The 25,855-nt window shown below is 54.8% G+C and carries 27 protein-coding genes; 12 read left to right on the top strand and 15 right to left on the bottom strand.

Annotated features, from left to right (window positions below):
* Window positions 1-80 precede the first annotated feature (80 nt).
* The 3 genes from J2S31_RS13650 to J2S31_RS13640 all read left to right on the top strand — a co-directional run bounded on the left by J2S31_RS13650 (window position 81) and on the right by J2S31_RS13640 (window position 3,712).
* A complete protein-coding gene (locus J2S31_RS13650; protein ID WP_237099710.1) occupies window positions 81-2,942 on the top strand; it encodes a cbb3-type cytochrome c oxidase subunit I in 2,862 nt (953 codons plus the stop codon).
* A 64-nt stretch (window positions 2,943-3,006) separates the two neighbouring features.
* Window positions 3,007-3,213, top strand: a complete 207-nt coding sequence (locus tag J2S31_RS13645; protein ID WP_237099709.1) for a hypothetical protein — start codon at window positions 3,007-3,009, stop codon at window positions 3,211-3,213.
* Window positions 3,214-3,517: 304 nt separating this feature from the next.
* Window positions 3,518-3,712, top strand: coding sequence for a hypothetical protein (locus J2S31_RS13640; protein ID WP_237099708.1), 195 nt, complete (start codon window positions 3,518-3,520; stop codon window positions 3,710-3,712).
* Window positions 3,713-3,799: 87 nt separating this feature from the next.
* Here the strand turns inward: J2S31_RS13640 and J2S31_RS13635 are convergent, their stop codons facing one another.
* On the bottom strand, window positions 3,800-5,443 hold the full coding sequence (locus tag J2S31_RS13635; protein WP_237099707.1) for an acetolactate synthase large subunit: 1,644 nt from the start codon (window positions 5,441-5,443) through the stop codon (window positions 3,800-3,802).
* Window positions 5,444-6,489: 1,046 nt separating this feature from the next.
* Between J2S31_RS13635 and J2S31_RS13630 the strand changes: the two genes are divergently transcribed.
* Entirely contained in the window at window positions 6,490-6,717 is a 228-nt protein-coding gene (locus J2S31_RS13630; protein ID WP_237099706.1) for a hypothetical protein, read from the top strand.
* A gap of 125 nt (window positions 6,718-6,842) precedes the next feature.
* Here J2S31_RS13630 and J2S31_RS13625 read toward each other — a convergent pair whose 3' ends face one another.
* Entirely contained in the window at window positions 6,843-7,625 is a 783-nt protein-coding gene (locus J2S31_RS13625) for a tetratricopeptide repeat protein (RefSeq protein ID WP_237099705.1), read from the bottom strand.
* An 876-nt stretch (window positions 7,626-8,501) separates the two neighbouring features.
* Here J2S31_RS13625 and J2S31_RS13620 point away from each other — a divergent pair.
* On the top strand, window positions 8,502-8,702 hold the full coding sequence (locus J2S31_RS13620; protein ID WP_237099704.1) for a cold-shock protein: 201 nt from the start codon (window positions 8,502-8,504) through the stop codon (window positions 8,700-8,702).
* Window positions 8,703-8,759: 57 nt separating this feature from the next.
* Here J2S31_RS13620 and J2S31_RS13615 read toward each other — a convergent pair whose 3' ends face one another.
* Window positions 8,760-9,326: a heme-binding beta-barrel domain-containing protein gene (locus J2S31_RS13615; protein ID WP_237099703.1), complete on the bottom strand. Its 567-nt coding sequence runs from the start codon at window positions 9,324-9,326 to the stop codon at window positions 8,760-8,762.
* 205 nt (window positions 9,327-9,531) lie between these two features.
* On the opposite strand from J2S31_RS13615, the gene J2S31_RS13610 reads away from it, so the two are divergent.
* A complete protein-coding gene (locus J2S31_RS13610; RefSeq protein WP_237099702.1) occupies window positions 9,532-12,204 on the top strand; it encodes a cation-translocating P-type ATPase in 2,673 nt (890 codons plus the stop codon).
* Between the two features lie 52 nt (window positions 12,205-12,256).
* Window positions 12,257-13,516: a hypothetical protein gene (locus J2S31_RS13605; protein WP_237099701.1), complete on the top strand. Its 1,260-nt coding sequence runs from the start codon at window positions 12,257-12,259 to the stop codon at window positions 13,514-13,516.
* 92 nt (window positions 13,517-13,608) lie between these two features.
* On the opposite strand, the gene J2S31_RS13600 is transcribed toward J2S31_RS13605, so the two are convergent.
* On the bottom strand, window positions 13,609-13,983 hold the full coding sequence (locus J2S31_RS13600) for a hypothetical protein (RefSeq protein WP_237099700.1): 375 nt from the start codon (window positions 13,981-13,983) through the stop codon (window positions 13,609-13,611).
* 298 nt (window positions 13,984-14,281) lie between these two features.
* Window positions 14,282-14,452 (bottom strand): hypothetical protein, encoded by a 171-nt coding sequence (locus tag J2S31_RS13595; protein WP_237099699.1) that lies wholly within the window; start codon window positions 14,450-14,452, stop codon window positions 14,282-14,284.
* Window positions 14,453-14,661: 209 nt separating this feature from the next.
* Between J2S31_RS13595 and J2S31_RS13590 the strand changes: the two genes are divergently transcribed.
* Entirely contained in the window at window positions 14,662-15,261 is a 600-nt protein-coding gene (locus J2S31_RS13590; protein WP_237099698.1) for a hypothetical protein, read from the top strand.
* A 23-nt stretch (window positions 15,262-15,284) separates the two neighbouring features.
* Here the strand turns inward: J2S31_RS13590 and J2S31_RS13585 are convergent, their stop codons facing one another.
* Both J2S31_RS13585 and J2S31_RS13580 read right to left on the bottom strand, forming a co-directional pair.
* On the bottom strand, window positions 15,285-15,671 hold the full coding sequence (locus tag J2S31_RS13585; RefSeq protein ID WP_237099697.1) for a hypothetical protein: 387 nt from the start codon (window positions 15,669-15,671) through the stop codon (window positions 15,285-15,287).
* A 57-nt stretch (window positions 15,672-15,728) separates the two neighbouring features.
* Entirely contained in the window at window positions 15,729-16,319 is a 591-nt protein-coding gene (locus tag J2S31_RS13580; RefSeq protein ID WP_237099696.1) for a MarR family winged helix-turn-helix transcriptional regulator, read from the bottom strand.
* 127 nt (window positions 16,320-16,446) lie between these two features.
* Between J2S31_RS13580 and J2S31_RS13575 the strand changes: the two genes are divergently transcribed.
* Entirely contained in the window at window positions 16,447-16,929 is a 483-nt protein-coding gene (locus tag J2S31_RS13575) for a cytochrome P460 family protein (RefSeq protein ID WP_237099695.1), read from the top strand.
* A gap of 238 nt (window positions 16,930-17,167) precedes the next feature.
* Window positions 17,168-17,593 (top strand): thermonuclease family protein, encoded by a 426-nt coding sequence (locus J2S31_RS13570; RefSeq protein WP_237099694.1) that lies wholly within the window; start codon window positions 17,168-17,170, stop codon window positions 17,591-17,593.
* A 114-nt stretch (window positions 17,594-17,707) separates the two neighbouring features.
* On the opposite strand, the gene J2S31_RS13565 is transcribed toward J2S31_RS13570, so the two are convergent.
* The 4 genes from J2S31_RS13565 to J2S31_RS13550 all read right to left on the bottom strand — a co-directional run bounded on the left by J2S31_RS13565 (window position 17,708) and on the right by J2S31_RS13550 (window position 20,428).
* The gene (locus J2S31_RS13565; protein ID WP_237099693.1) at window positions 17,708-18,778 is read right to left on the bottom strand and encodes a class I SAM-dependent methyltransferase; all 1,071 of its coding nucleotides are present in this window, start codon (window positions 18,776-18,778) and stop codon (window positions 17,708-17,710) included.
* 94 nt (window positions 18,779-18,872) lie between these two features.
* Window positions 18,873-19,460 (bottom strand): TetR/AcrR family transcriptional regulator, encoded by a 588-nt coding sequence (locus tag J2S31_RS13560; RefSeq protein ID WP_237099692.1) that lies wholly within the window; start codon window positions 19,458-19,460, stop codon window positions 18,873-18,875.
* 72 nt (window positions 19,461-19,532) lie between these two features.
* Entirely contained in the window at window positions 19,533-20,099 is a 567-nt protein-coding gene (locus J2S31_RS13555) for a TetR/AcrR family transcriptional regulator (protein ID WP_237099691.1), read from the bottom strand.
* Window positions 20,100-20,203: 104 nt separating this feature from the next.
* Window positions 20,204-20,428: a hypothetical protein gene (locus J2S31_RS13550; protein ID WP_237099690.1), complete on the bottom strand. Its 225-nt coding sequence runs from the start codon at window positions 20,426-20,428 to the stop codon at window positions 20,204-20,206.
* Here J2S31_RS13550 and J2S31_RS13545 point away from each other — a divergent pair.
* Window positions 20,427-20,828, top strand: a complete 402-nt coding sequence (locus tag J2S31_RS13545) for a YHS domain-containing (seleno)protein (protein ID WP_237099689.1) — start codon at window positions 20,427-20,429, stop codon at window positions 20,826-20,828. The two genes, J2S31_RS13550 and J2S31_RS13545, sit on opposite strands and share 2 nt — an antisense overlap.
* Window positions 20,829-20,940: 112 nt before the next feature.
* Entirely contained in the window at window positions 20,941-21,540 is a 600-nt protein-coding gene (locus tag J2S31_RS13540) for a cytochrome P460 family protein (RefSeq protein WP_237099688.1), read from the top strand.
* Window positions 21,541-21,646: 106 nt separating this feature from the next.
* Here J2S31_RS13540 and J2S31_RS13535 read toward each other — a convergent pair whose 3' ends face one another.
* The 4 genes from J2S31_RS13535 to J2S31_RS13520 form a co-directional block, all read right to left on the bottom strand.
* Complete coding sequence (locus J2S31_RS13535) at window positions 21,647-22,726, bottom strand: Tll0287-like domain-containing protein (RefSeq protein WP_237099687.1); 1,080 nt, start codon at window positions 22,724-22,726, stop codon at window positions 21,647-21,649.
* 665 nt (window positions 22,727-23,391) lie between these two features.
* Window positions 23,392-24,201, bottom strand: a complete 810-nt coding sequence (locus J2S31_RS13530; protein ID WP_237099686.1) for an abortive infection family protein — start codon at window positions 24,199-24,201, stop codon at window positions 23,392-23,394.
* A gap of 26 nt (window positions 24,202-24,227) precedes the next feature.
* Window positions 24,228-24,710 carry a hypothetical protein gene (locus tag J2S31_RS13525; RefSeq protein ID WP_237099685.1) on the bottom strand — a complete coding sequence of 161 codons (483 nt, stop codon included), beginning with the start codon at window positions 24,708-24,710 and terminating at the stop codon, window positions 24,228-24,230.
* 78 nt (window positions 24,711-24,788) lie between these two features.
* The gene (locus J2S31_RS13520) at window positions 24,789-25,823 is read right to left on the bottom strand and encodes a helix-turn-helix domain-containing protein (protein WP_237099684.1); all 1,035 of its coding nucleotides are present in this window, start codon (window positions 25,821-25,823) and stop codon (window positions 24,789-24,791) included.
* Window positions 25,824-25,855: the final 32 nt, after the last annotated feature.

Raw genomic sequence — 25,855 nt, 5'->3', positions numbered from 1 at the left:
AGGTTAGTGTTATGACGCTTTTCGCTCAATCCCGATAAAAAAAGTTGAAAAATCGGCTTTCAACGAAAGGGATGCCTGTTATGGATACCGATCAACTTGTCAACAAGCCCCTGATCAAAGCCTGGGGGTGGTGGGGTCTGATCTGGCTCACGATATTCCCCTTCATCGGGGTTTTTGTTTCGATCAAATTTCACAATCCGGAGTTTCTGAGTGACATAGCCTGGTTCACCTTCGGCCGTCTGCGCCCGGTGCATGTGAACGGTGTGGTCTTCGGCGCATTCTCCACTTTGTTCATCGCGCTCATGTACTACATCGTACCGCGCCTTTGTGGCCGCCGCCTGTTCAAGGAAGAATGGGGACACTGGCTGTTGTGGTTGTGGAACCTCTTTCTGATCACCGGCATGGCGTCCCTGATGATGGGTCACAACATGGGATTTGAAGCCGGGGAGTTCACCTGGCCGTTCAACCTGCTTCGCTTCTTTGTGCTGGGCATGGTGACGGTACAGGTGCTGGGCACGGTGTTTCAGCGCAAGGAGCCGCGCTTTTACGTGTCGCTCTGGTACATCACCGCTGCCTTCGTGTGGACCGTCTTCAATCTCGTGCTCGGCAACGTCGTCCTGCCCTATGGACCGTTCACCGGCGTGGACAGCGCCGCCATGCACGGCCTGTATATTCATTATATCGTCGGGTTGTGGCTGACACCCGCCGGGCTGGCGATCATTTACTACTTCCTGCCTCTCGCCGCGAAGCAGTCGCTGTTCAGTCACAAACTATCGCTTATCGGGTTCTGGTCGCTCGCGCTGTTTTATCCGTTCGTCGGCACGCATCATTACCTGTTCAGTCCGATTCCGTACTGGACGCAGACCATTTCCATCGTCACCAGCATGCTGTTGATCATTCCGGTGTGGACGGTGGTCGTGAATTTTTTCGGCACGGTGCGTGGCCGATGGGGGCAGGTGTGCGGCGGCAAGGACGCCGACGCCTACGCGGGCAAGTTCCTCATCCTCGGTGCGGTGTACTACCTGTTCGGCTGTTTTCAGGGATCGGTCGAGGCCCTGCGCCGCATGCAGGAATTGACGCACTTCAACGATTTCGTCATTGCGCATTCGCACCTGACGGTGTTCGGCTCGATGGTGGTGTGGGTGGTCGGCGGCATGTATTACGTCTGGCCGCGCCTCACCGGCAGGCAGTTGTGGAGCGCGAAGCTGGCGAGCTGGCACCTGTGGCTGACCATCGGCGGCTTCAGCGTGATGGCGGTCGGTCTCACGGCGCAGGGATTCGTGCAGGGTTCCATGCTGGAGCACGGCGCGAACTTCGTCGATACCGTCAACGAGATGAAACCCTGGTGGGTGGCACGAACGCTGGGTGGTTTGTCGATGGACATCGCCATCCTGCTCATGGTCATCAACTTCTACAAAACCGCGCAGACGGGTGAAGCAGTGGAGAGCATGGCCGCCATCGAGCAGACGTCCGAGAAGGTGCCGATGGCGCCGCTCAAAAAAGGCAACTGGCTGGAGACGCCGTCCGGCGTCGTGGTTAGTGCGGGCATTGTCCTGTTTGGCCTCGCCGTTGGCACGCAGGGCATCGCGCCGTACGTGACCAACAAGCAACAGCGCGCACACGTCACCGATGTGGTGGCCGACACGCAAATCAGCGTCCCCGATTACACACCGTTGGAAAAGCACGGGCGCGAGGTGTACATCCGTGAAGGGTGCTGGTACTGCCATTCACAGTACGTGCGCCCGGTAACGGGCGAGAATTTCCGCTGGGGTCCGGTGTCGCAGAACGGCGAGTACGTGCACGACCTGCCGCACCTGTTCAGCACGCGGCGGATTGGTCCTGATCTCACGCGCGTCGGCCGGCGTTACAGCGACGGCTGGCACGCGGCGCATCACTGGAATCCGCGTGCGGTGAAGAAGGACTCCATCATGCCACGCTTCCCGTGGCTGTTTGAGGAGCCGGAGAAGGAAGGCGAAGCGCCGAAGCTCAACGAAGACGGAAAGGCACTGGTCGCCTACATCCAGCGGCTGGGCACCGGCATCGGCGACTGGCGCGAGAACTTCGTCTCCATCAACCTGTCCGTCGGAACCGGCATCAACCCCGGCAGTCACATTCAAAGGGACCTTCTGCCTTTGGGCGAAAAAGTGTATGACGCCCGCTGTTCCGGCTGTCACGGGGACGCAGGCGACGGCACTGGCCCTTCGGCAAAATTCCTCGATCCCAAGCCGCGCGATTTTACCAAAGGCATTTTCAAGTTCCACTCCACGCCGGGCAAGGATGCTCTTCCCACGGATGGGGATCTGTTCAAAACCATCACGCACGGGTTGTGGGGCACCGGCATGCCGCCGTGGCACAACCTGACGCAGAACGAACGGCTGGCGGTCATCCAGTACATCAAAACCTTTTCCGACCGCTGGAAACAGGAAGAGGTGAAGGACCCAATCGCCATTCCCAAGGAGACGCGGGTGACGCTCGCGTCCATTGAAAACGGCGGCAAGCTCTACAGCAATAACTGCGCGTCGTGTCACGGAGCCGAAGGGCGGGGTGACGGACCGCTTGCCGGCGCACTGAATGATGCGTGGGGATTTCCCATTCAACCCGCGAACTTCACCCTGCCTGCGGGCGAGGAAGGCGGTGTGAAACTGGGCCACGACAGCCGCCACCTGTTCCGCACCATCATGAACGGAGTCGGTGGCGATCCCATGCCGGTTTTCAAGGGAACGCTCGATGCCAAACAGGTGTGGGATATCGTGCACTTTGTTCAATCCCTGCGCGTGCAGACCTATGAAGACCGTCTGCTTGCGGTGGGGGTCGATCCCGGTGCGCTTGAAAACGTGCGCCGCAACATCTGGGCGATGCTGTCCAACGCCGCCGATCAGGGACGGTTGGAGGAGAAGGTGGTGGAATTGAGCGGCGTGAGTGAAACCAAACTGGGGGGCTGATGCCCTCCAGGTTCGGCACGCACATGCAGGTAAACTTTTTGTTGCAGAAAAAAGGAGAATTGAAATGCCGGTTAGCGAAAACAGAACCGTTCCCACCGCCGGGTCCAAAACCGAAGACGCGCACGGACCCGATGAGGAATACACCTACCAGACCGCAGGTATCCGCGAGCGGGATGGTTATGTTCCCCTGTGGTTGATTCTGGTTGGCGTGGGCCTGTTGATTTGGAGCGGGTATTATTTGTGGGCCTATTGGTTGCCGCCTGTGGGATGACTCCGCTCGTTCCCGGCAGGGGAGCCGGGCGCACGCCGGGCAAAATTATTTTCGCCAAAACGGACCACCCTTTATGGCCCGGTAAATGGCCTCCAAATGGTGGGGAGCCTGTGTTATAATAAGGAACAAAACAGAGATTAGATGGTTTGACACAGGCAGAAGTTGGTGCGCCCCGGAGTCCCGGTATAAATGAAACGCCTTTTAAATCAAAGGTTTGATTGCCGGCCATTCAGAACGATGGTTTTTTTTGTGCCTCGCTCCTCCTCCCAGCCCCCCTCTGCCACACCCATAAGGATATTGGTCCATGCATGAAGTAAAGGTATTTGACAGCTCAGGCAATCTGAAGAAAGTGATCTCCGTAAACTCTCTGCGGAAACGCTCGGCACAGTTGATCGAAAAGCCGTCCATGTTCCGCAAAAACAACAAGCCTGCCAAAGCGCAGAAAGCCCCCGCCAAATCGGCCCGGGCGAAGACGGCGAAAACCCGCAAAAAAGCGTGAAACTGCCGGGCGGCACCCGCACCACCATCGCGCGTTTCCCGCGCCCTGCCAAAGCGTGGCGTTGCCTGTTAACCGGTTGATTCCGCATCACAGCGCTTCGGTTTTGGATTTGATCTCCTCGACCAGGTCCTTCTCGTCCTCGGCATAATCGATCGGCACTTCCACCAGGTGGATGCCCGGCGTATTGAAGCAATCTCCCAGTACATTAAATAACTCTTCCGCCCGCTTCACCCGGTGTCCGGTGGCGCCATGCGCTTCGGCGAATTTGCAAAAGTCCGGATTGGTGTAATCCATGCCGAACGCGGGGAATCCCAGCTCCGTCTGTTTCCACTTGATCATGCCGTACGCGTTGTCGCACAGCACCACGATCACCAGGTCCAGTTTCAGCCGCACCGCGGTTTCCAGTTCCTGCGCGTTCATCATGAAACCGCCGTCGCCGCAGATGGCCATCACCTTGCGTTCCGGGAACACCATGCGCGCCGCCATGGCGGAAGGCAGGCCCGCGCCCATGCTGGCCAGCGCGTTGTCGAGAAGCAGAGTGTTCAGTCCGTACGCCTTGTAGTTGCGCGCGAACCAGATTTTGTACAGGCCATTGTCGAGGGCGAGGATGCCGTCGTCCGGCATGATGCGGCGAATCTCCCCGACAAGAAATTCGGGACCCACGGGAAAGCGCGGTTGCACGGCCTTTTCCTCGATGTGTTGTTCCAGCTCCAGCTTCACTTTTTCAAAGAAACTGAGTTCCCACTGCGCCGAAGGGGTGATGTGTCGGTACAGGCGCTCGATGCTGTCGGCGATGTCGCCCACCACGTCGAGTTGCGGGAAGTACACCTCATCCACATTGGACGAGAAGAAGTTGACATGGATGACCTGCGTACTGCCGTTCGCGTACATGAAGAACGGCGGTTTTTCGATGACGTCGTGGCCGACGTTGAGGATGAGGTCCGCCTGTTCGATGGCGCAGTGCAAGTAATCCTTGTTTGAGAGCGCGGCGGTGCCGAGGAATCTGGGATGCCGCTCGTCCACCACGCCCTTGCCCATCTGCGTGTTGAAAAAATAAATGCCGGTGTGATCGACAAATTGCCGGAGCGCCTGGCTGGTGCGGTAGCGGTTGGCACCGGCGCCGATGAGGAGGAGCGGCCGCTTGGCCTGCATCAGCATCTGCGCCGCCTGTTCGATGGCCAGTTCGTCCGCGTGCGGGCGGCGCGTCGTCTGCACCGGGTATGGCCGGGCGGTGCATTCTTCCTCGGCGATGTCTTCCGGCAGTTCGATGTGCACTGCGCCGGGTCGTTCTTCCTGCGCCAGCCGCACCGACTCACGCACGATGACGGAAATGCTGTTGCCGTGCACCACCTGCCGCGTGGACTTGGTCAGCGGCCGCATCATGGCGATGGCATCGACGATCTGGAACCGTCCCTGCTTGCTCTTCTTAATGGGTTTCTGGCCGGAGATCATGAGCATGGGCATGGCGCCCAGTTGGGCGTAGGCGCCGGCGGTCACCAGATTGGTCACGCCGGGGCCGAGCGTGGACAGGCAGACGCCCACCCGGCCGGTGAGCCGTCCGTAGGTGGCGGCCATGAACCCCGCCGCCTGCTCGTGACGGGTGAGGATGAAGCGGATGTTCGAATGACGCAGGGACTCCATCAGGTTCAGCGTTTCCTCGCCGGGGACGCCGAAGATGGATTCCACGCCCTCCTGTTCGAGAGCGTGGACAAACAGATCGGATGCTTTCATGATGTCTTCTCCAGGACAATGCCATGACCCTGCGTCCCGGCCTGGCGCCGGACCGGATCCAAGATCCGTCCGTCTCCGCGCAGGGCACGGTGGATGGAATGTTTGTTAATTATGATGAGCGGCAGGGGCGGGAAGGTTTGTAGAATTTGAAACCGGGAACCGTTATCACGGAAACACGACCCGGATTCCGGGTCCGGAATCCGTGCCCGACGAGACAGTCCAGGCTAATAAAAAAGACTGCCGCCCACTTCGCTGGTGCGCAGCAGTCTCATAAGGGGGATCCCTTATTTGCGGTGCGTGACCGCCCTTTCTGACTTAGCAGACTTCCTACCTATTCAATTTTCATTACTGGAAAAGCCGGTTCCCCTCCAACAGCTCGACCGCCAGCATGGCGACGATGAACAGGGCAACCACGATTCCCATTACATCGATCCACATAACGTGCCTCCTTCTTCGATTCCCGTATCGGGAAGTTAGTAATGAGAATCAAAAATAAATCCCCCAAACCGTAACCAACCGGTCCTCGTAAATCAATATAGGCCTCGAACAAAAAACGGCAATCAGATTTGGGACGGTGACACAAATGGTCATGACCGCGTTCCACTCCCGGGTCCTTACAAAAAATGTGCGCGCCGTCACCAGGAATGATGACGGCACAGGGCTCTTTATCCCATTGGGTTTCGTGACTTGAAAGAGCCTCCTCCGCCGCCGCAAGCAAGGAAACGCGTCCGCCCACCACTCAGTTATGGCATGGCTTATGCATTAATTTTAGTGAAGGCCGGGTCATGAAAAATCGGATCCGGGCCGATAAGGAGAAAGGGGGTGGGAACCATGAAACACTGGATGATGGTTGCTACAGTTTGTTTGGCCCTGATAATGTGGACGGCTCCGGCAGGCGCCACGCACATTCAACTTCAGGGTGAGCCCCCCCTGCAAACCCGCACGGGTTGGAATACGCAGCCGGGTGGTATGGTGATCGTCGGGTACGATCTTAATGGCAACGGAATCGCGGATTTTTACACGGTGCGACGTTGGTCCGGTCCTACATGTCCGCGGAACCTCTTGTCACGGTCGCGGCGATCTATCCGGCCTCTCCGATCTTCTATGTTTCCTACCAGGGTCACCGGTATCTTTACATCGCCACGCCGCAACCGCTCTTTTATGTTTACGACGTGGACGAAGACGGCCACTGGGACCTGATATACAAGGATGTTCTGGAAGACGGGGTCAACGGCAACGAGCAGTTTTACGACAGCCCTTCGGGCATGTTTTGATGCTCCCGCGGGTTCCGTAAAAACGATGGGAGCCTCAACGTAACAAGGGTTGATACGAACCAGGGCAGACCAGTTTGTGAATGGCGGAAAGGGATTCCTTCCCGGCTGGAGTTTGGGGCCGGCGTTTAATGGGAGCGGGATTTCGTTCCGGCATACAAGGTGGATTCCGGGGCGGCGGGTTCCTCATGGGTTGCTTCTTCGGCGGCGTCCGCCGCCGTCTGCTCTTCGTCACCTTCCTGCAGCACCGTCAGCTCTTCCAGTTTCTGCTCAAGCGTGAATTTCAAGGTATCCAATCCCGCTTTGCACGCCACGTCCAGCGCCTTGGTGAAATAATTGCACGCTTCCCTTTGGTTGCCCTGTGCTTCGGATATCATACCCAGGTTGTTCCAGGTCTGGGCAAGCAAGGGGTGATCCTGGGCGCAAATGGTGCGGAGACCCCCCAATGCTTTCTGGATGAAAAGAAGCGCCTGATCGAGATCACCCTTGCGGTACCACACCATACCGAGACTCTTGCAGGTCAGTGCGACCGACGGATGGTACTCGCTGTAATGGCGCAGGCTGATGTCCAGCGCCTGCTGGTGGCATTCGATAGCGCGGTCGTAGTCATCCTGGTCCACGCAGGCGGCGGCCATCTGGTTCCACGTGTTGGTCAGGTGAACGTGCGTTTCACCGAGGTTCCGAACCTGGCTGCTCTTGGTTTTTTCAAAATAGACCAACGCTTGGACTGGATCGCCTTGCTCCATCCACAGTTGCCCCAAACGAAACCAGGTGGCGGCGATCACCGGGTGGTTTTCCCCCAGTTTTTCCAGATGCGTTTCAAGAAATTGACCGAGGTGTTGTGTGGCTTCCTGAAACCGGCCCTGCCTTTGCGCGACCTTTCCTTTTTCAAGCAGTTGATTGGAAAACATTTTTTCACCCTTTATATGGATCCACCAAAACCGCATTGCCTTGCGGCGTCCCCCTCTCGATTTTTGAACCCGGTTTCGTTCGTGCGTTTTCCAGTTTTCCAGATGCCTCGCCTGAATGTTTGGCTTCAAAAATGGATAAAATCAGTGTAAGGCCTTCAAATTTAGATTAAAGATTAAAGTGCATCAGGAACGGAGGACTGTGGAAAAAGGTCTGGATTTCCAACCATTAAAAAAAGAAAAATTTTTTGTGAAAAACAATAAGTTCGACGCGAAACAATTTTGTTTGCGTTCACCCGGACGGGCGGAGGAGCCGGAAGACATCCTGTAGCGTACAGTCTGGATGCACCGCATGCGACAGTCTCCGGCATCCCGTTTTGCACCATGAGTCGGACTACGGGAGCCGGGTTTTGGCCACCGTGGCGGGCAACCGGGCCCCGGAAGGGCGGTCTGTGGCTCACCATGTGAGCCGCCGGGTGGTAGCCCTGTCCCGGCCGCCCGTCGCGGACGGGTGTGGACGGCCGGGGAATGGCGAAATCTGCCCCCCATGCGCGTGTTTCATTGGGGAAAGAAGAATGGTGAGGAACCGGCTGGACTTGTTTTTTTCGATATCTTTTAAAAAAAAACCATGTTACCTTGATAGGGACAATGAGGGTTGACGCAAGTCAACGGGTTGCGGGTTTTGTGAATCCGCGCTCGGGGATGAGACAGAGTAAACACCAGTGGGTTTTTTCCAAGCGGCCATCCCTAGGGATGGTTTTTTTGTATCTGCAGGCTGTCCACGAAGCACCCTTTGAATGAACAACCCCAATAAAAATCGGTGCGTAACGAGCCGAACCTCACCGGCGAGGCGTGCGCACCAACTGGAGAAGCAAGAGTATGTCAAAAGGCACCGTAAAGTGGTTTAATGAAAGCAAAGGTTATGGTTTCATCGAGTCCGAAGATGGCAAAGATTACTTTGTACATTTTTCGGAGATTCAAGGGGATGGCTTCAAGACGCTGACCGACGGTCAGACGGTGGAGTTCGAGGCAGGCCAGAGCCCGAAAGGCCCGCAGGCCACCAAGGTTCAGCCGAGATAACATAACGGACCACTTTCGAACCGGCGGGGTTTCCACCCCGCCGGTTTTTTTTTGCCGTCACAACTTCACCCGGCTCAAGGTGTTTTTGTCGATGTGATGAAACAATTCGCTTTGGCCCTTGATCTGGATCTGCGTGTCTTCCTCGTAGCTCCAGTTGTCGTTGCTGTGGACGACCACTTTCAACTCGTAGCGCACGGTTTTGAACTCTTCATCCAGAAAGCGGTTGGAAGAGATGCCGTACGTGGGCGATCCCACCTCCGCGACCATTTCGAACGATTTGGCGTCCGCTTCCGCCGTGCCTCCGGCGAGCACGTTCATGCCGCGGGGAATGGTGAAACAACGCAGAACCTGCCTGGCATCTCCATCCCACAACCAGTACCCGCGTTCCTCGTGAAACGGGCTTTCCTCCTCCAGCCGCCACGCGGTGGTGGCGTAACGCAATCCGTACAGTTGTTGCTCGTGGTTGTTGGGCGGCTTGATCGGCTCAAACGTGATGCGCTCGCGAAACAGATTCTTTTCCACGCCCCGGTCATCGGAAGGCGCGGTGTCGTCCCCCTTCGTGCCCTCCCAGGTTCCCGCCAGCGGCGCCAGCGGACCCAGGTGTTCCAAAATCGAATCGGTCATTGGCTTCGTCCCTCCTCTTGTCGGTTTGCAGGATTTCCAACGTACGCTTGCACGATGTTTGAATGTATAACGCCTCGCTTGTAAAAATCCAGTTTGAAAAAGAAAAGTACTTTTGCCCGCGCTGCGGGCAGGCGGAAAACGATTGCTTGGCATTTTTCTTCAGGAATCGGTATCATAAAATTCCAACCAATCGTTCGAGTTGCCTATGGGGGCTACTGAAAACTGGCATTCTCATACGCTGGATCGTGTTTATGAAGGTCTTGCCAGTGATGCTTCCGGGTTGTCCGCAAAGGAAGCGGCCCAACGCCTTCACAAGTTTGGGCTCAACGAGCTGGCCGCCGCCGACCACGTCTCCGCTTGGACCGTCTTTGCCAACCAGTTCAAAAACATTCTGATCGTCATTCTGCTGGTGGCCATTACCCTCTCCGCTTTTCTGGGTGAGGTCGTTGAGTCTGTGGCCATCGGCGTGATCGTGCTGTTCGCGATTCTGCTCGGATTCATCCAGGAGTTCCGCGCCGAACGGGCCATCGAGGCGTTGAAGAAGATGGCCGCTCCGGTGGCGCACGTTCTCCGCGACGGTATTGAAAAGGAAATCCCCGCGCGTGAAGTGGTGCCGGGCGATCTCCTTTTGCTCAGCATGGGAGACAAAGTACCCGCCGATGCGCGCATCGTGGAGACGGTGAACCTGAAAACCGATGAAGCGGCGTTGACCGGCGAATCCCTGCCGGTGGAAAAAGTATCCACGCCTTTGAATGACGACGCTCTCCCCATAGGCGATCGCATAAACATGGTGTTTTCCGGCACCACCGTCACCTATGGGCGCGGCCGCGTGCTGGCGGTGGCGACGGGCATGAACACCGAGTTCGGCAAAATCACCCGCATGCTGAAAACGGTGGAGGACACCGAAACCCCTCTTCAGAAGAACCTCGACCGCGTCGGCCGCGTGCTGGCGTGGGCGGCTTTGGCGGTGGTGGTGATCATCGTCCTACTGGGCGTGCTTCGCGGGTCGCCGCTGTTGGACATGTTCCTGTTCGGCATCGCACTCGCTGTTGCGGTGGTGCCGGAGGCCCTGCCCGCCGTGGTCACCATCTCGCTCGCGCTCGGCGTGCAACGCATGTCGAAACGCAACGCGCTCATCCGCCATCTGCCCACAGTGGAGACGCTGGGCAGTACGTCGGTGATCTGTTCCGACAAAACCGGTACCCTCACGCGGGATGAAATGATGGTGCGCAAAATCCGGGTGGCGGGCGAATGGTACGAGGTGACGGGATCGGGATACGATCCGACAGGCGGGTTGTTTGTGGACGGCAGGGAAGCGAAGCTGGAAGGACCGCTTCTGGAATTTTTACGCGGCGGGGCGCTGGCCTCGGATGCCCGGCTGCTCCGGGAAGACGGGACCTCGCATATCAAAGGCGATGCGACGGAAGGCGCGCTGGTGGTGCTGGCGGAGAAAGCGGGGTTTCGGCACGTGGAACTGGAATCGCACTGGCCGCGCATCCAGGAAATTCCCTTCACTTCCGAGCGCAAACGCATGACCACCCTGCACCGCGATCCGGAAGGCGGGACCATTGCCTACTCCAAAGGCGCGCCGGAAATCCTGATTTCCGCCTGCGCCTACCTTGCAACACCCACCGGCGACCGCCCGATGCAGGAGGCGGACCGGGAACAGCTTCGCGCCGCGGCGCAGGACATGGCTGGCGAGGCATTACGTGTTCTGGCGATTGCCTGCAAGCGCGACGCCTCGCTCGACCATGTGGAGGAAGACATGACGTTTCTCGGCCTGGCGGGGATGATCGATCCGCCGCGCACGGAAGCGGCGGAGGCCATCCGCACCTGCATCTCCGCCGGCATTCGGCCCGTCATGATCACCGGCGACCATCCGCAGACAGCGCAGGCGGTGGCGCGCGAGCTGGGTCTGCTTGCCAACGGCAAAATCGTGACCGGCGCGGAAGTGGAAAGTATGACCGAGAGCGAACTGGAGCAACGCGTGGAACAAATCGACGTCTATGCGCGTGTGTCGCCGGAACACAAACTGCGCGTGGTGGATGCGTTGCAGAAGCGGGGGCACATTGTGGCGATGACGGGCGACGGCGTCAACGATGCACCGGCACTCAAGCAGGCGGACGTGGGGGTGGCGATGGGCATCACCGGCACCGATGTCAGCCGCGAGGCGGCGGACATGACGCTCACCGACGACAATTTTGCCTCGATCGTCGGCGCGGTGGAGGAAGGACGCGGCATCTTCGGCAACATCAAAAAATTTCTCATGTACCTGCTGTCGTCGAATATTGGCGAGATCGGCCTCATCAGCGCCGCCGTGCTGACGGGCCTGCCCCTGCCGCTTTCGGCGGTGCAGATTTTATACGTCAACCTGGCGACCGATGGCCTGCCCGCGCTGGCGCTCAGTGTCGATCCACCGGAAGACGATCTCATGCGGCGTCCACCGCGCGATCCCAATACCGGCGTCTTCACGCCGCCGGTGCTGACGCTGATGTTGTTGAGTGGTGTCTGGATCGCCGCCGCAAACTTTGGTCTGTTTGCCTGGGCGCTCCACACCGAACGCACCGTGGAGCAGGCCATGGCGATGACCTTTCTCTCTCTGGTGATCATTCAATTGTTCAACGCATACAACTTCCGCTCCGACCGCTTTTCCGCGTTCCGCCACCCTCTTTCAAACAAGTGGCTGAACCTTGCGGTGTTGTGGGAACTGGTCCTGTTGTCGCTGATATTCCACGTTCCGGTTCTGGAACAGGTGTTCGGCACATACACGATGAGCATGCAGGAATGGGCGGTCGTGATCGGGGTGGCGTTCACCGTGGTGCCGGTGATCGAGATCGGTAAATTCTTTGTGCGCCGCAAGTGGAAGAGAGCGCATTGATCCAGTATGGCATAATGATCGTTCTTGAACCGCACAACCAACAGGAGTGGACGTGAACGCGTTTTTGATATTTTACTGGACGGCGATCGTGAGCCTCCTGCTTTACGCGTTTCCCGCGTGGACGGCAAAAGGCGCGCGCAAGGGCCTGATCGCCGCCGCGGCGCTGGGCGTCCTGCTCACCGGCTACGAAGTGTTCATGACTTTCGTGTGGGGCCCGACGGTGTCCGGTCCCATCCGCGTCGATATCTTCATCGTCATTCTCATAGCATTGCTGGGTCACATCGTCGGCGGCGCATCGCTGGTGCTGGCGCGGAAACGGGCGGGACTGGCGGGCGGTTACCTGGCGTTGCTGATCCTTCCCCTGGTGGCGCTCGCCGGCGTGGGTTACGAAGTGTGGAGCCTGCAAAACGAATCGGCGCGCCTGACCGCCAACTTTTTCGAAGCCAACCGATTGTTGTTCGAAGCGCGTTTTCGCGATCCGGAAACCCTGCGCCGCACCTTCGGCAAACTGGAAGCGGAGAGCAATCCGCTTGCCGGGCACTGGCGGCGCGAAGAGGGCAGTCCGCCGAGCCGCATGGTGATCAATGCGAAAGGCGAGGTGTGGGCGTTTTACTCGTGTGGCGATACCGAATGCCTGGGTGGCGAAGGCACCGTGCGGAATGGAAGGATCGCCACCACGCATCACATTCTGCCGGCATACTTGTTCGAAGTGACAACGGTCACGCCGGAGCGCATGACGCTCATGCAGGTTTCGCCCGCGCGCACACCGCGTGGCGCGCCGCCGGACATGACGTTTGTCAGGGAACCGCCGCCGTTGAAATACGAAGCACCGCAGGCGGGAGCGTTAAAGTATCTGGGAACGTACAGCGCGTTGACCGATCGCGGCCGGGCGCACCTCACGCTCACTCAAGTGTGGTTGTGGCAGGAAGGGGAAACCATGTACGCGGTGGTGGTGCACACCACGCAGGTGAAAGGCCAGCAGGCAATGTTCATCCGGCCGGTTCTGTTCTCCGCGGGCGCGCGCGACATTCGCCGCACCCACTCCTACGTGTTTGACAGTGAAGATGGTGAGGGCACGGTGCGCATCGAACTGCTGGAGAATGGCGACCGCGTCCGCGCGACCCTCGAACGCCTGCGCGGCGAAATCGAAATCGTGACGCTCGATAAAAAAGAATATCTCACCGACGAGGCGTTGTCGCTCGCGCCGGTGGACAGCGGCGAGGCGTGGAAACACTGGTTCGATGCAGTGATGACCGGACGGTTTTTCCAATGGACCGCACCCGGATCGGCGGACGCGCCCGCCGGGGGATGACGCCGCTTCCACGCGGCCGCCTTTTGTAATAAACGAAAAAACCCGGCCCCCGTTAACCGGGGGCCGGGCCATCTCAGGCATTGTTCCGCCCATCACTCCATGCAGTACATCCTGAGCGATCCTTTTTCACCAGTGTGGAGCACCGTGGCCCAGTCGTCCGCCATCACTTCCTTGCCCTGTGCCATTGCTTCGGTAAGGTTGTGGTGCAGGCCGTAGGCCTTCGCATCGTTCGGTTCGATGCGGTCTTGCATGAAGGGCTCGTTGCCCAGCATGAGTTGCAGTTCCACGGTTTCCTTATCCGCGTTTTCCAGAATGAAATCATGCGGACAGCTCGCGGCGGTGCCCGGCGTCAGGATCCATTCCTCGGTCGTCATCTCCTCTGTGGGCGGGGCGGCGGCGGTACCAACGGCCCAGCCCAAAAGCAGACAGACCGCCATCAGTATGAAACCCACTCGTTTGGTTTTCATGGCGACATCTCACCTGTAGTAAAGACCTGTGGTCGAAAGCGGAGCGGGACCCCGGCGGAATCCCATCACTCCGCGAGGCCCGGCGACCTGCAATCGTTCATACCTTAAACATAGGTCCCGTGGGGCGCGGCCACCATGTTATTTAGAGGAAATGTGGGGGAGGCGCGGGCGCGGCGGGTATGCGAATGGTTTCAATGGGTTGGAAAAGAGGCGTTGACGCAGGATCGGCGGCGGGCGGGCGGGGTGGAGCCGACCGGAGCGGAAAAGATGGGCGGTGCGGCGGCAGGTCGCAGGTCCTTCAGGAAATGGAAATCATGGCGACCAGCCGGAGCGCCGTGCCCTGGAGCGCGATGGAGACGGCGGACAGCGCCACCGGCCAGAACGAGTTCGGCCGGTTGATGGAAATCCCCAGCACGAAAAAGTTCAACACCATCGACCCCACGAGAACCAAAAAGAGTTTATCTTCCATGATGTCAATCACCCCTCAAAAGGCGCACCAGAACGGGCGCTGGATAAAGGACCTCTCACTTCAGTCTACCATTCTGGATTTTCTTATGTCGGGAGTAATGGAGGGGATCAATAGTTTGTTGGGCAAAGGTAAAATGAAATAATAAATTTTAAAGTTCTTAAATAAACATTTTTATAGATTGAGATTAATAATTATTGAGGGGATTAAGAATGGTTGAGGATGCAAAGGTTTATTGCCAATTAATGGAGGAGATAAAAATAAGAATTGCATTAATCAAATCTTTTCTCAAAAGTGAAATTCCTTTTGGGAAGGACTTTTATGGTTATGAAAATGTTTGTGTCCATTTAAGGAAAATTTTAGAAATAATTGCTTTCTCGTCACTGGCGGCAAATAAAGAGGAGTACTCAAAGGTCCATGCTGATTTCAGGGAAAAATGGAATGCAAAAAAGTTATTAAGATCTATAGAAAAAATAAATCCTGATTTTTACCCCAAGCCTGTGGGGCAAGCAATTATTGGTGAGAACGGTGTGAAGCACTTCCCCTTGGTGGAAAGTGGATTTTTAGAAAAAGAAGAGTGGTTAAAACTTTACGATTTATGTAGTAAGGTTTTGCATTTTTGGAATCCTTTTGAGGAAAGAGAGCGCCAACTAAATTTTGAGAGAGGCATTCACGAGTGGGTGAATAGGATACAAAAGTTGCTTGATATGCATTATGTGCAGCTACTTAATAATAATGGGCTTTGGTTAGTAGTAATGGTAAATGCGGAGGATGGGAAGGTTCATGCGTATCCATCGATTCCAATGGATTGATACAAAATAAAATTAAGGGCATTTTATAATTTCCACTCTACCCCCGGATCCGTATCCGTCAGAATGTCGAGGCAGTCGTGGGGGGTGTAGATGGCGTAATGGGTGATGGGACGATCCGCAAACATGCCGAAACTCTGCTCGTGCAACCACGCCACAAACTGCGAGTCCTCGACGATCAACAGGCTGGAGTGACCCTCCCAGCTTTCGTTCTCCTCCCAGGTTTTCAGCAGGCACTTCTCGTTCGCGTTGCGAAACGCCAGCACCTCTTTGAAATGGATGTGCAGACGCCGTCCCTCCACCGATCCATCCAGCAGGACCAGCCTTAAACCGTCGCCGTCTTTCACCATCGACTCCAGGTACAACGGCGCCGGGATGCCTTCAAACGGTTTCCACGCTTTATAGACGTTCATGAATAATCAAAGGAAGGCATCGTTCACCCTCACCTCAACCCGTCACTCAAGGAGTGCTTACCGTTCGGCGGGTTCGGCTTCTTCTGTGGGGACCGTGTGCTCGCGGCACAACAGGGTGACGTCGGTGGCCGAAAGCGGCTCCTGCGTGAGTTCGCAGAAGAATTTGGTATCGCTGATCTGCGAATTGAAGCGGCAGGTGCGGCACACGCCGAAGGCGTTCATGCCGTTGGCCTTCTGCATTTTGGCCAGCAGTTGGCTGAGATGGGCGATGAGCCGGTCGCGGTCTTCTTCCGGCAACTCCTCCCATGCGCCCGCCACCACCCTGGCGGGCATGGTCTTGTCCAGCAGTTTCTTCCCCGTGCGGGTGACGGCGAGGTGAACCTTCCTGCCGTCCTTCGCGTCCGGCGTTTTCGAAAGCAGGCCCTTGCTCTCCAGCGCCTTGATGGTTTGCGACACCGTGCCCTTGGTCAGGCCGAAGTAGTCCGTCACACCCTGCGGTGTGTTGGAATACCGGTTGGATCGCGTGAGGTAATGCAGGACATCGAGCTGGATGGGTTGCAGGTCGAAGTCGGTGCCGGCGATACGGGTTTCCGAGCGGATGAGGTGCGAGATCCGTTCTATGTAATCGTGGAGTAAGGACGCGCTCATGGTTGCATTGTAGCCAAGGTAAAAGGAATTGACAAAGCAATTTGTTCCCGCTATCTTTTATATAGTATCGAATCGATACTACATAAAAGACATGATTTCACTCACCAGATACCAGGGAGACGAGACGATGAACCGGTTGTTTGCGGGCCTGCTTGCAGGCGCAATGCTGTTTGTGGCTTCGCCGATGCAGGCGGGCGGCGAAAAAGTGAATTACCCGGAGGGTTACCGCGACTGGACGCATGTGAAGTCGATGGTCATTCAGCCCGGCCACCCGCTGGAGAACCCTTTTCAGGGAATCCATCATGTGTATGCCAACCCGAAGGCGGCGAAAGGATTGGAAACCGGCACGTTTGCGGATGGGGCGGTGCTGGTGTTCGACCTGCTCAATTACAAGGAAACAGGCAAGACCTTGCAGGAAGACGGCCGCAAGCTGATCGGCGTCATGCAGAAAAACGGATCGGCGTTTGGCGACACCGGCGGCTGGGGATTCGAGGCCTTCGCCGGCGACAGCCAGACGAAGCGCATCGTCACCGACGGCGGCGCGGGTTGCTACGCCTGCCACACGGCGGAAGAAGGTCACGATTTTGTCTTCTCCCGCTACCGCGACTGATCCGTGCGGAAACGAAGCATTTTCAGCAGAGGGGTTCCGGCAGGGGGGCGGAACCTTTTTGTTTTGTTGGAGCCAAGTAACTAATCCCATTTTTTCCATTTGCATGTTTCGGAACGAGCATATATCTTTTGCCGAAACGGGCGGTTTCTTTCCGGCGGCGTATTGAAGTTTGGCGCACACCCCGGCTGCCAGGAAGGAGGCTGTTCTCATTTCGAACACAACAAGAGCGGTGCCAGGCATGCCTTCTACCAAATCGAAACAGACCATGAACAAACTGAAGCGGGAGCTGACCGCGGCGAACAAGCCCCGCGTGGTGGAACCGTATCAGTACTGGGCGCGGGTCAAGCGCGTGGTGGATGGGGATACGATTGAGCTGGATGTGGATGTGGGTTTCAAAGTGATGTTCCGCGAACGGTTCCGCCTGCTGGGCGTGGACACGCCGGAGGTGTATGGTGTCAAACGCACCAGCGAGGAATACAAACGCGGCAAGGCGGCGTCCGATTTTGTAAAAAAACGGATTCCGGTGGGAAGCTGGGTGGAGGTGAAGGTGTACTCCGACAAGCGGGAAAAATACGGCCGCTGGCTGTGCGAAATTTTTGTCGATGGCAAGTCATTGAACGAGGTGTTGCTGGAAAAAGGCTTCGCGCAGGAATACATGGTCTGATCGAACGCAGGCCGGTGAGGTGAATTCCCCGGCCTCTTCGCGGATCCGGAAGAAATGAAAAAGCCCGGCGGGAAGGCCGGGCTTTTTTTTATACCGGGACAGATGGAAGGCGCATCAGGGCCGTGCTTCCAGCACCATGTTGAACGGCGTTTCGGAGGCGCGGCGGAACCGGGTGAATCCCCCGGCAGTCACCACCTCGCGCAGGCGTTTCTCCCCCGCCTGTGCGCCGAGCGCCAGCCCCACCTCCTGGCTCAGCGATGACGGCGTGCACACCGTGGTGGAAAACGCGTAGTACACGCGTCCGACCGGGTTCAGGTTTTCCTTCAGCGTGTCCTTGGCGATGGGTTCGACGATCATCAGCGTGCCGTCCGGATCGAGCTTGCCGTGCACACTGCGGCACGCGCCTTGTGGATCGCCCATGTCGTGCAGGCAGTCGAAGAAAGTGATCAGATCGTAGCCTTCACCGGGAAAACTTTTCGCCTTGGCGACTTCAAAGGTCACGTTGCCGAGTCCTTTCTCTTTGGCCAGCTGGGTGGCGTGTTCGATCGACGGCGCGTGAAAGTCGTATCCGTAAAACCGGCTGTTGGGAAAAGCTTCCGCCATCATCAACGTGGAGTGACCGTAGCCGCATCCGACGTCCGCCACCTTCGCACCCTTCTCCAGCTTGGCTTGCACGCCGTCGAGTGCCGGAATCCACGATGCCAGCAGGTTGGCCTTGTAGGTGGGCTTGAAAAATTTTGCCGTGCCGCAGAACAGGCAGGAGTCGTGGTCGCCCCAGGAAAGTCCTTTGCCGGTGCGGAACAGTTCGACCAGTTTCGGCTGGTCTGAGAACAGGGAGGCGATGGAGTAGAATCCGCCGCCCATGAAAAACGGACTTTCCTCGTCGGCAAACACCGCCGCCTGTTCCGGCGTCTGGGAAAAGCGGTGCGTGTCCGCATCGTATTCGATGTACCCCGAAGCCGCTTGGTTGGCCGCCCATTCCTGCAGGTAACGCGGCGCCGCGCCGGTTTTTTGCGCCAGTTCGTCCGCCGTCAACGGACCGTGCTCCGCGATAGCGCGGTAGAGCCCCAGTTCCTGCCCGAGGATCACCAGCACGCTGGTGGCGGCGGCGCCGAGATCGCCCACCATTTTTCCCATGAATTCATGCAGTCTGTTTTCATCGATCGTTGCATTTTGTGTTGGCATGATGCCTCCTCCCCCGAAGAGCCTCATTGTTTTTGAATTAAATGGAATGTTTTCCTTATAGAAACCGATTTGCTGATAAAACTTGGAAAAAATATCACCCGCTCAGGTTTTCCAGATGACTGCGGAAGTGGGCGAATCCCCGATTCACCACGCGCCAGTTTCGATGCGCCCGCGCCAGCACGATGGACCCTTCCAGCATCACCAGAAACTGCTCGGCCAGGTGTTTCGCTGACGGGTTGCCGTTTTTGGCGGAGCCGTTGGCGGCGGGTTCGAAAATGACCTCCAGCCGCTGACTGAGCTTTTTGAAAACCTGCGCCACCTCGGCGCGGATCCTGGGGCTGGTGTCCGCCAGTTCCAGTCCCAGGCTGGCCAGAAGACAGCCGTTGCCCCAGAATTCTTTCGACAGTTGCTCCACGTGGTCGAGGAAAGCGAACATGCGTTCTTCGGGATCCTCCAGATCGTTGAACGGGCCGTGAAAAATGTTGTTCTCGCCGCCCTGGTGGTACCACTTGAGCAGGCACAGGCCCATTTCCTCCTTGGAGCCGAAGGCGTGGTAAAAACTGCCCTTGCTCACCTGCGCCTTGTCGCAGATGGAATCGACGGTGGTGGCCGGGTAGCCCCTGGACAGGATGAGGGGCAGGGCGGTGCGTAAGAGCTTTTCCTGAGTTTTTGTGAAGTCCATGGAAGGAATATTAGACCGACTAGTCGGTTTAGTCAAGGGCAAAGTGAAAAATTCAGGTGGAGATCGGGGATTTCAGGCCTGGGCGTTTCGGATCAGGATTGCGGCGGCGGCTTTCGCCTGGTCCGCGCAATGCGGTGTGGCATTGACCTGCGCCAGGGTGATGGCGCCTTCCACCAGCAGGGTGATCTGCTCCGCCAATTGATCGGGTTTTTGCAATTGAGCCTCGGCCGCAAGGCCCCGGATGTATTTCCTCAACGCCTTCTTGGACTCCACGCAGGCCCGGCGGATGGGGGATTTTGGATCCGGAAACTCACCCAGAGCGGCGACCAGGATGCATCCATGAAAATTTTTCTGGCCGAACCAGTCCTTCATCACGTCAAACACCGCGAGGAGGCGGGCCGCCGGTTGCTGAGCCCGGGATTCCACCGCACGCATGAACGTGTTGCGAAACCGTTCGTCGTAATGGCGCAGGGCCGCCAGGATCAACTCCTCCTTGGATTTGAAATGATGATAGAGGGTTTTTTTGGTGGTGCGAGCCTGGCGGGAAATGGCGTCGATGCCCACCGCGTGAAACCCGTCCCGGGAAAACATCGCCACCGCTTCCTGCACCAACTGCTCCCGCTTGGATGCCTGTGCCATGGAACACTCCTGAAACGACAGTAAACCAATTAGTTTCCTTATTTATATCAAGATAAACCTAAAGCAATCAAATATAAACGTATTTTAGATAAAAAACGCCAATTTCAGCTATTTTTATGCAAAAAAAACAGGAAGGCAGGCATGTAAGGATTGAAAGTAAAAATATACCAATCGGTGTACTTTTTAATAAACCATTGTTTGTTTTTAAAACGAAAGGAATCGGTCATGAATTTAAAAATCCAGAAAGGCATTCGGTTTTTCGCAATTGCGGCGTTTCTTTTGGTATGGAGTGCAGGCGCGGTTCTGGCCCATCCCGGTGCATCGTCCATGACGAAGCATGCTTCCGGAGTGGAGATCGCCACGCCGGCGCTGGGTGGGTACGATCCGGTGGCCTATTTTGAAGTGGGCCGTCCCGTGCAGGGCAATGGATTCCACACGGCCAATTATCAGGGCGCCACCTACCTGTTTGCCAATAAAGACCACAAGGCAAAATTCGAAGCCAATCCGGAAATGTATGCGCCCCAGTATGGCGGTTACTGTGCGTACGGCGTGGCGGTGGGCAAAAAGTTTTTCTCCGACCCCCATCGCTGGAAGATCGTCGGTGGCAAGCTGTACCTGAACCTGGATGAAAACATTCAGGAAAAGTGGAATCAGGACGTTCCCGGCTACATCGCCAAAGCGGATTCGAACTGGACGGAAATCGAACACAAGAATCCGGCCGATTTGTAAACCGTTTGAGTTGAGCTATGGGAGACCTGGATCCTGTGCAAGATCCGGGTCTCCCTTCGTTTTCTACCAATCCCGATAATTTTTTTAATTTTTATTCAAGGAGCTCAAATTGATGGCCATCAAAACGAAAGTCATTGCGCGCGCGTTCCTGTTCCTGCTGGCTCTTGTTGCCGTGGGGATGTTGCTGGGCGCGGGCAACAAACCCTTTGCCCCGAATGTCGATATGAAAACCGGTGACTTGCGAGTGCCACAGGGGTACGAAAGCTGGCCCGTGTTGGGTACCTGGTCTCACGCCAATACGGAAGGCGATCCCGGCGCCAAGGAATACCATGTGGTGTACACGCAACCGGAAACCCTCGCCTATTACCGCAAGCACAAAAAATTTCCGGACGGTGCTGTTCTGGTGAAGGAACTCCTGGGCACCAAAACGATGGAGATGACCACCGGCCCGGCGGTGAGCCACGCCACGGACCTGAAGGGCTGGTTCGTGCTGGTGCGGGATACGCAAGGCCGGTTTCCGGACTCCAAATTGTGGGGCGACGGCTGGGCGTGGTCTTTGTTCATGGCGGACAATCCGTTGAAGACCGTGTCCACCGATTACAAGGAAGACTGCATGGCCTGTCACCTGCCCGCGCGCGAACTGGCCCCGGCCCACGCCGCGGACGCCGACAAATGGGTGTACACCTTCGGCTACCCCGTGTTCCAGAAATAATCCGGAAGAGGTTCAATGCCTTGAAGCAGGTGCACGTCAACCGGGCCACGTTCCGGTTGGCGTGCGTCTTTCATTTCCAGCATTTTGGGAGCTTCCCTTCGCCCGCTCAATGGACGGGAAAGCTCACCATAATCCCTCCCATGATGTCATTCATTTTGAAATCACGCTTCGGGCTTTCGGGGTGTGTGTTGTGGCAGGCCACGCACGCCTTGGAAACCGCCAGGTCTGGATAGACGATCTCGAAGAAATTTTTATTGTGGACGGTATACGTTCCATAAAAAGTTTCTTTCGGATTCCTCATGAAAACTTCCATCCCCTTTTTTTCGAACTCGGTCACCGCTCCGTTATAGGGATTGATGGGCCACGGACTCAGCAGTTTGTACATGAGGCCCAAACGCTCATGGGCCACCCGATCGGATGCGTACAGTAAGAATTGCGCCGGGAGCATCAGGGTTTTGTCCTTCCACCAGGTTTCCGACGCATTCAAGACGTTGTTGTCCTGAAGTCGGTTCACCACGAATTCCGTATAGATCAGCCGGTCCGATTCCAGCACGGCATGAATGTAATCGGCCACCTTCCTTGCGGGGATCGTGTCCTCTTTTCCCAGCGGGAGGGTGATGCTGATTCCGCCCATCACATCCCCGACTTTGAAATCCTTCTTCGGGCTGTTGGGATGCGCATTGTGACAGGCCACGCAGGATTTGGTCACCGCTTTGTCGGGATACACAGCCTTGAAGAACAATTGCCGGTTGGAGGAGACCGTGGTCATGAACGGTCTTCCCGGATTTTCATTAATGGCTTCCAGCGCCACCTTTTCGAAATGGTCTTCCGGCCCGTTTTGAGAGTTGATGGGCCACAGGCTCATGAGCTTGTAGGACATCCCAAGGTTTTGGGCATTGACGTTTTGCGATGCCATCAACAAAAACTGGGCGGGGAGCGGCAGAGTGTTTTCCTCCAACCATTTTTCCGTTGCCTTGAGGGAGGCGGCTTCTTCCAGACGCTCCACAGTCATTTTGGAATAAATGGTGCGGTCCGCCTCAATCACGGCATGGATGTAGTCGGCGGCGATTTCGGGAGACACTCCCAGCGTGATGAACCGGGGCTCGCCCCAGCTTTGTTGGTTGATGACTAAAAGGGAAAAGATCGAAACTATTGCAATCAGTAGGGATAACAGATATTTGGGCATGGCTTCCTCCCATCGGACTGACCCGACAGCCCCTTTTCCGACCATCCAGCATGAAAAGTCGGGCCATCGGAGGAGGGAGGAAGAGTGGAGGATGACCCGGGCAACAGGTCAATCTGATTTCAAAGTTCCTTAATAATAGGAAAGTGAATGCTTTGTAATTAATCTAGGGACCGCCGCCAACCCTGTCAATTGTTTCGGCTGAGGCAAACCGGCGGGCAGTTTGGTGGCTCGAGTTCCGCGAGATGGTTTCTTTGAGGCGGATGGGAACCCGATCTTGAAAAAGTAACGGAAGGTGTCCAGGTTCTCCAGACGGACGTGCGTTGACAAAAAATCGATGCCAAGTGAAAAAGGCCGGATCGCAAGATCCAGCCTTTTTCGTTCAGTGCGCTACACTGGTGGAGCTGGGGGGATTCGAACCCCCGACCTCTTGAGTGCGATTTGGGTCAGCTACATCCTACCAAGGTAGCAACTCCATTTTAAATCGCTTTCTAAATCACTCTAAAGAAACGATTTGGCGTCTTTTGGCCCACTATCAGCCGTGGCCGATAAAATTTAACTTTCCCCGATTTTCTGGTATTTATTCCCAAATTCCGAGTTCGCTGGCTACAGTTTGGCTACAGTGGAGCAACAATTTCGATTGTGTTAACTAGAAATAACACCTAGCGTTAAAAAGGAATATTATCATCTCCATCAAACTCTTTAGGACTCTCTTGATCCATACGTCTCTTTTCTATGGCTTCTATAAACCGAATGGAACTAGTTACATGCCCAAAAATTAAAAGGCTTTCATTGTAATTTAAAACTGGGTTGTCGTGGGCAAAGCTTTGATCATTGCGAACCTTATTCAAGGATTCCATTATAGAAATTGTAGATTTCAATATTCGCTCAGTAATTTCTGACTCAATCAAACCTTTTCTTCGAAGAGCTTTTATATATTTTCCTACCAAACTATGTAGCGGCGTTTCCTGTACTTCATCTATCCCATGTTTTTTACAAAGAACTCGAAAATATTTTACCAAGAATGTATGGAAGCGATCTAAGCCTTCCTCTGGTTGATTATTGTCTATAGATAGACGCACAGATTTTGCCAATTCCTCAAACCCTGCCTCATTTGCATTGGGAACGACAAAACCAATGTCAGGTACAGGAGCACTTTCTTTTAATCTACGAGCAATTTTACGGCATTCTTCTGGCGGCTCCTGGGGGGACCCATAACCTGACAAAACTTCCCATGCCTCACAAATATCTGTCAGTAATTTACCAACAATATAGTTGCTTTCAATAGACCAAAAAGCTCTTAAGCGATTGGCTTTTGATCCACTAGCATAATCATACTTGGATTCGTAAATGTCCAATCCCGTACTATCAAGGACAAACTCATGGAATGTTCTATTTGAGAAATTTAATACATACCCACTTTTCATTCCAAAAGCCTGTTCTAGTTTTCTTTTTTCTATAGCAGTTAGGTCAGACATAATATTCATCTATATTATGTAGGAGTTTATTTTTTTATATGCTTTTTGCACTTTCTTGGACGGTATTTATTCAAAAAATCACCAATCCCTTTGAATTGTTCATAAAGTTTAAGTTCCTGACAACGGGGACAATTGTGAAATCGACTTGATTTTACCTTTGGGTCAATTAAGTATTTTTTCCAACCTATAAATAATTCTAACGGGGGAGTTCTTTTACTATTACAAAATTCGTAAATTGCTTGCCCTCCCGAATGATGCCCAGTTCCTCCACCATAAAAACCAAATATGTCAGCAAACAAATCACCTATTCTTGTTGCAAATCTTTTACTTTTACCTGCATTTCCACCCACATAAATAACTTCACTAGAACGTTTTGGCTGCCCTCTCCATTTTTTAAGAGAAACAACATAAACTCCATTTGTATCTGGCGGCCATTCCTGCTCACAGTTATGGCAATTTTCCAATAATTGCTTAATTGTAAATGGCCCCACCCATTGCGGGCTTGACATATCGTTTGCCTAAATGAGGTTGTCCTTAACAATTATTTGCTCTGGTACTCCAAGTATCTCATTGCAACCTTAGAGTATTTAATTGGTTTCCTTTAACAGGTTATGCAAAATTTCAATTACCTCATTATTTGTAGGCTGTGTTTTTGAAGCCTCTTGCCAAATATTTTCAAATTCAAACAAGTAGGGAACCACTGCCTGCTCCCCCTTGAGCTCAATATAACGAATTAATTTAATATGTAATGGATAAAATTCAGCAGTAACAATTACCCTATTAAAACCCTTCATTCCATACTCAAAAAGCGGCAAATGTTCAACTAATCTCACTTGAAAGTGTTCAGGGTGCTCTTCCATTAAGTCAATTAAGTGCTGAATGTGAGCACGCCTTTCTTCCTTAGTAAGAGAAGGATAAGCCTTTCGTCCTGAGAGGTAGTCCCTTATCTCTTCAATCACATGAATACACCGATCTCCATATGTTTTTAATTGCTCATAATAGTTTTGAATTCTCTTCTCTCGAATTTCACAAAAACGCTTGATTCCTTTTAGAGAGCTAATTTTTTTTGGTATCCCTCTCTCTGCTCGGTGGATGGTTGGCGGGTAGGTAAGACTTGAAGGAATCCTTTTCATCAAAATACGTAATCCTGGTTCCTGCTCAATTTTCAGGAATTTTTGGTAAATATCTAGCTCCTCCTCCTCAGTTTCACTCATGATGGAAAGACATTGGGCCTCTTTATCCTTGTAGTAGCTCGTCGCCTGGTTAAGCAATTCTAAAATCGTAGCTGATAATTTTGACTGCTCCTCCATGGGCACCGATCTTTTGAGTTCAAATTCCTTCCTTTCCTTGGAAGTTAACCCCTGGCCATCGAACAAGTACACCAGCGCATTGATGCTCATCCCAGGCTTTTTGAGATTCAAGGCCTTTACCGCCTTGATAAGGTCAGTTCGTGAAATCTTTCTGGCCTTTTCTGCGGGAGGCAGAGTTTCGATGGCACTGACAACGGCTTGGTAGAGCCCAGCCTTATTCGCCAGAGGCCCTTGGTTCATCCCCTGCTTCTTCCGCAAGGCCTTGAAAATTAAACTCACAAGACGCAATCTATCAAAAAAATGTGGGAACACTTTTACTAACTACCTGTTTTTAAAGGAATTAT

Origin of the sequence: Nitrospina gracilis Nb-211 (assembly GCF_021845525.1) — a bacterium.
GTDB classification, from domain to species: Bacteria; Nitrospinota; Nitrospinia; order Nitrospinales; family Nitrospinaceae; genus Nitrospina; species Nitrospina gracilis_A.
Note: the sequence above shows the minus strand (reverse complement) of the source record. Positions and strands in the feature narration are given on the sequence as shown.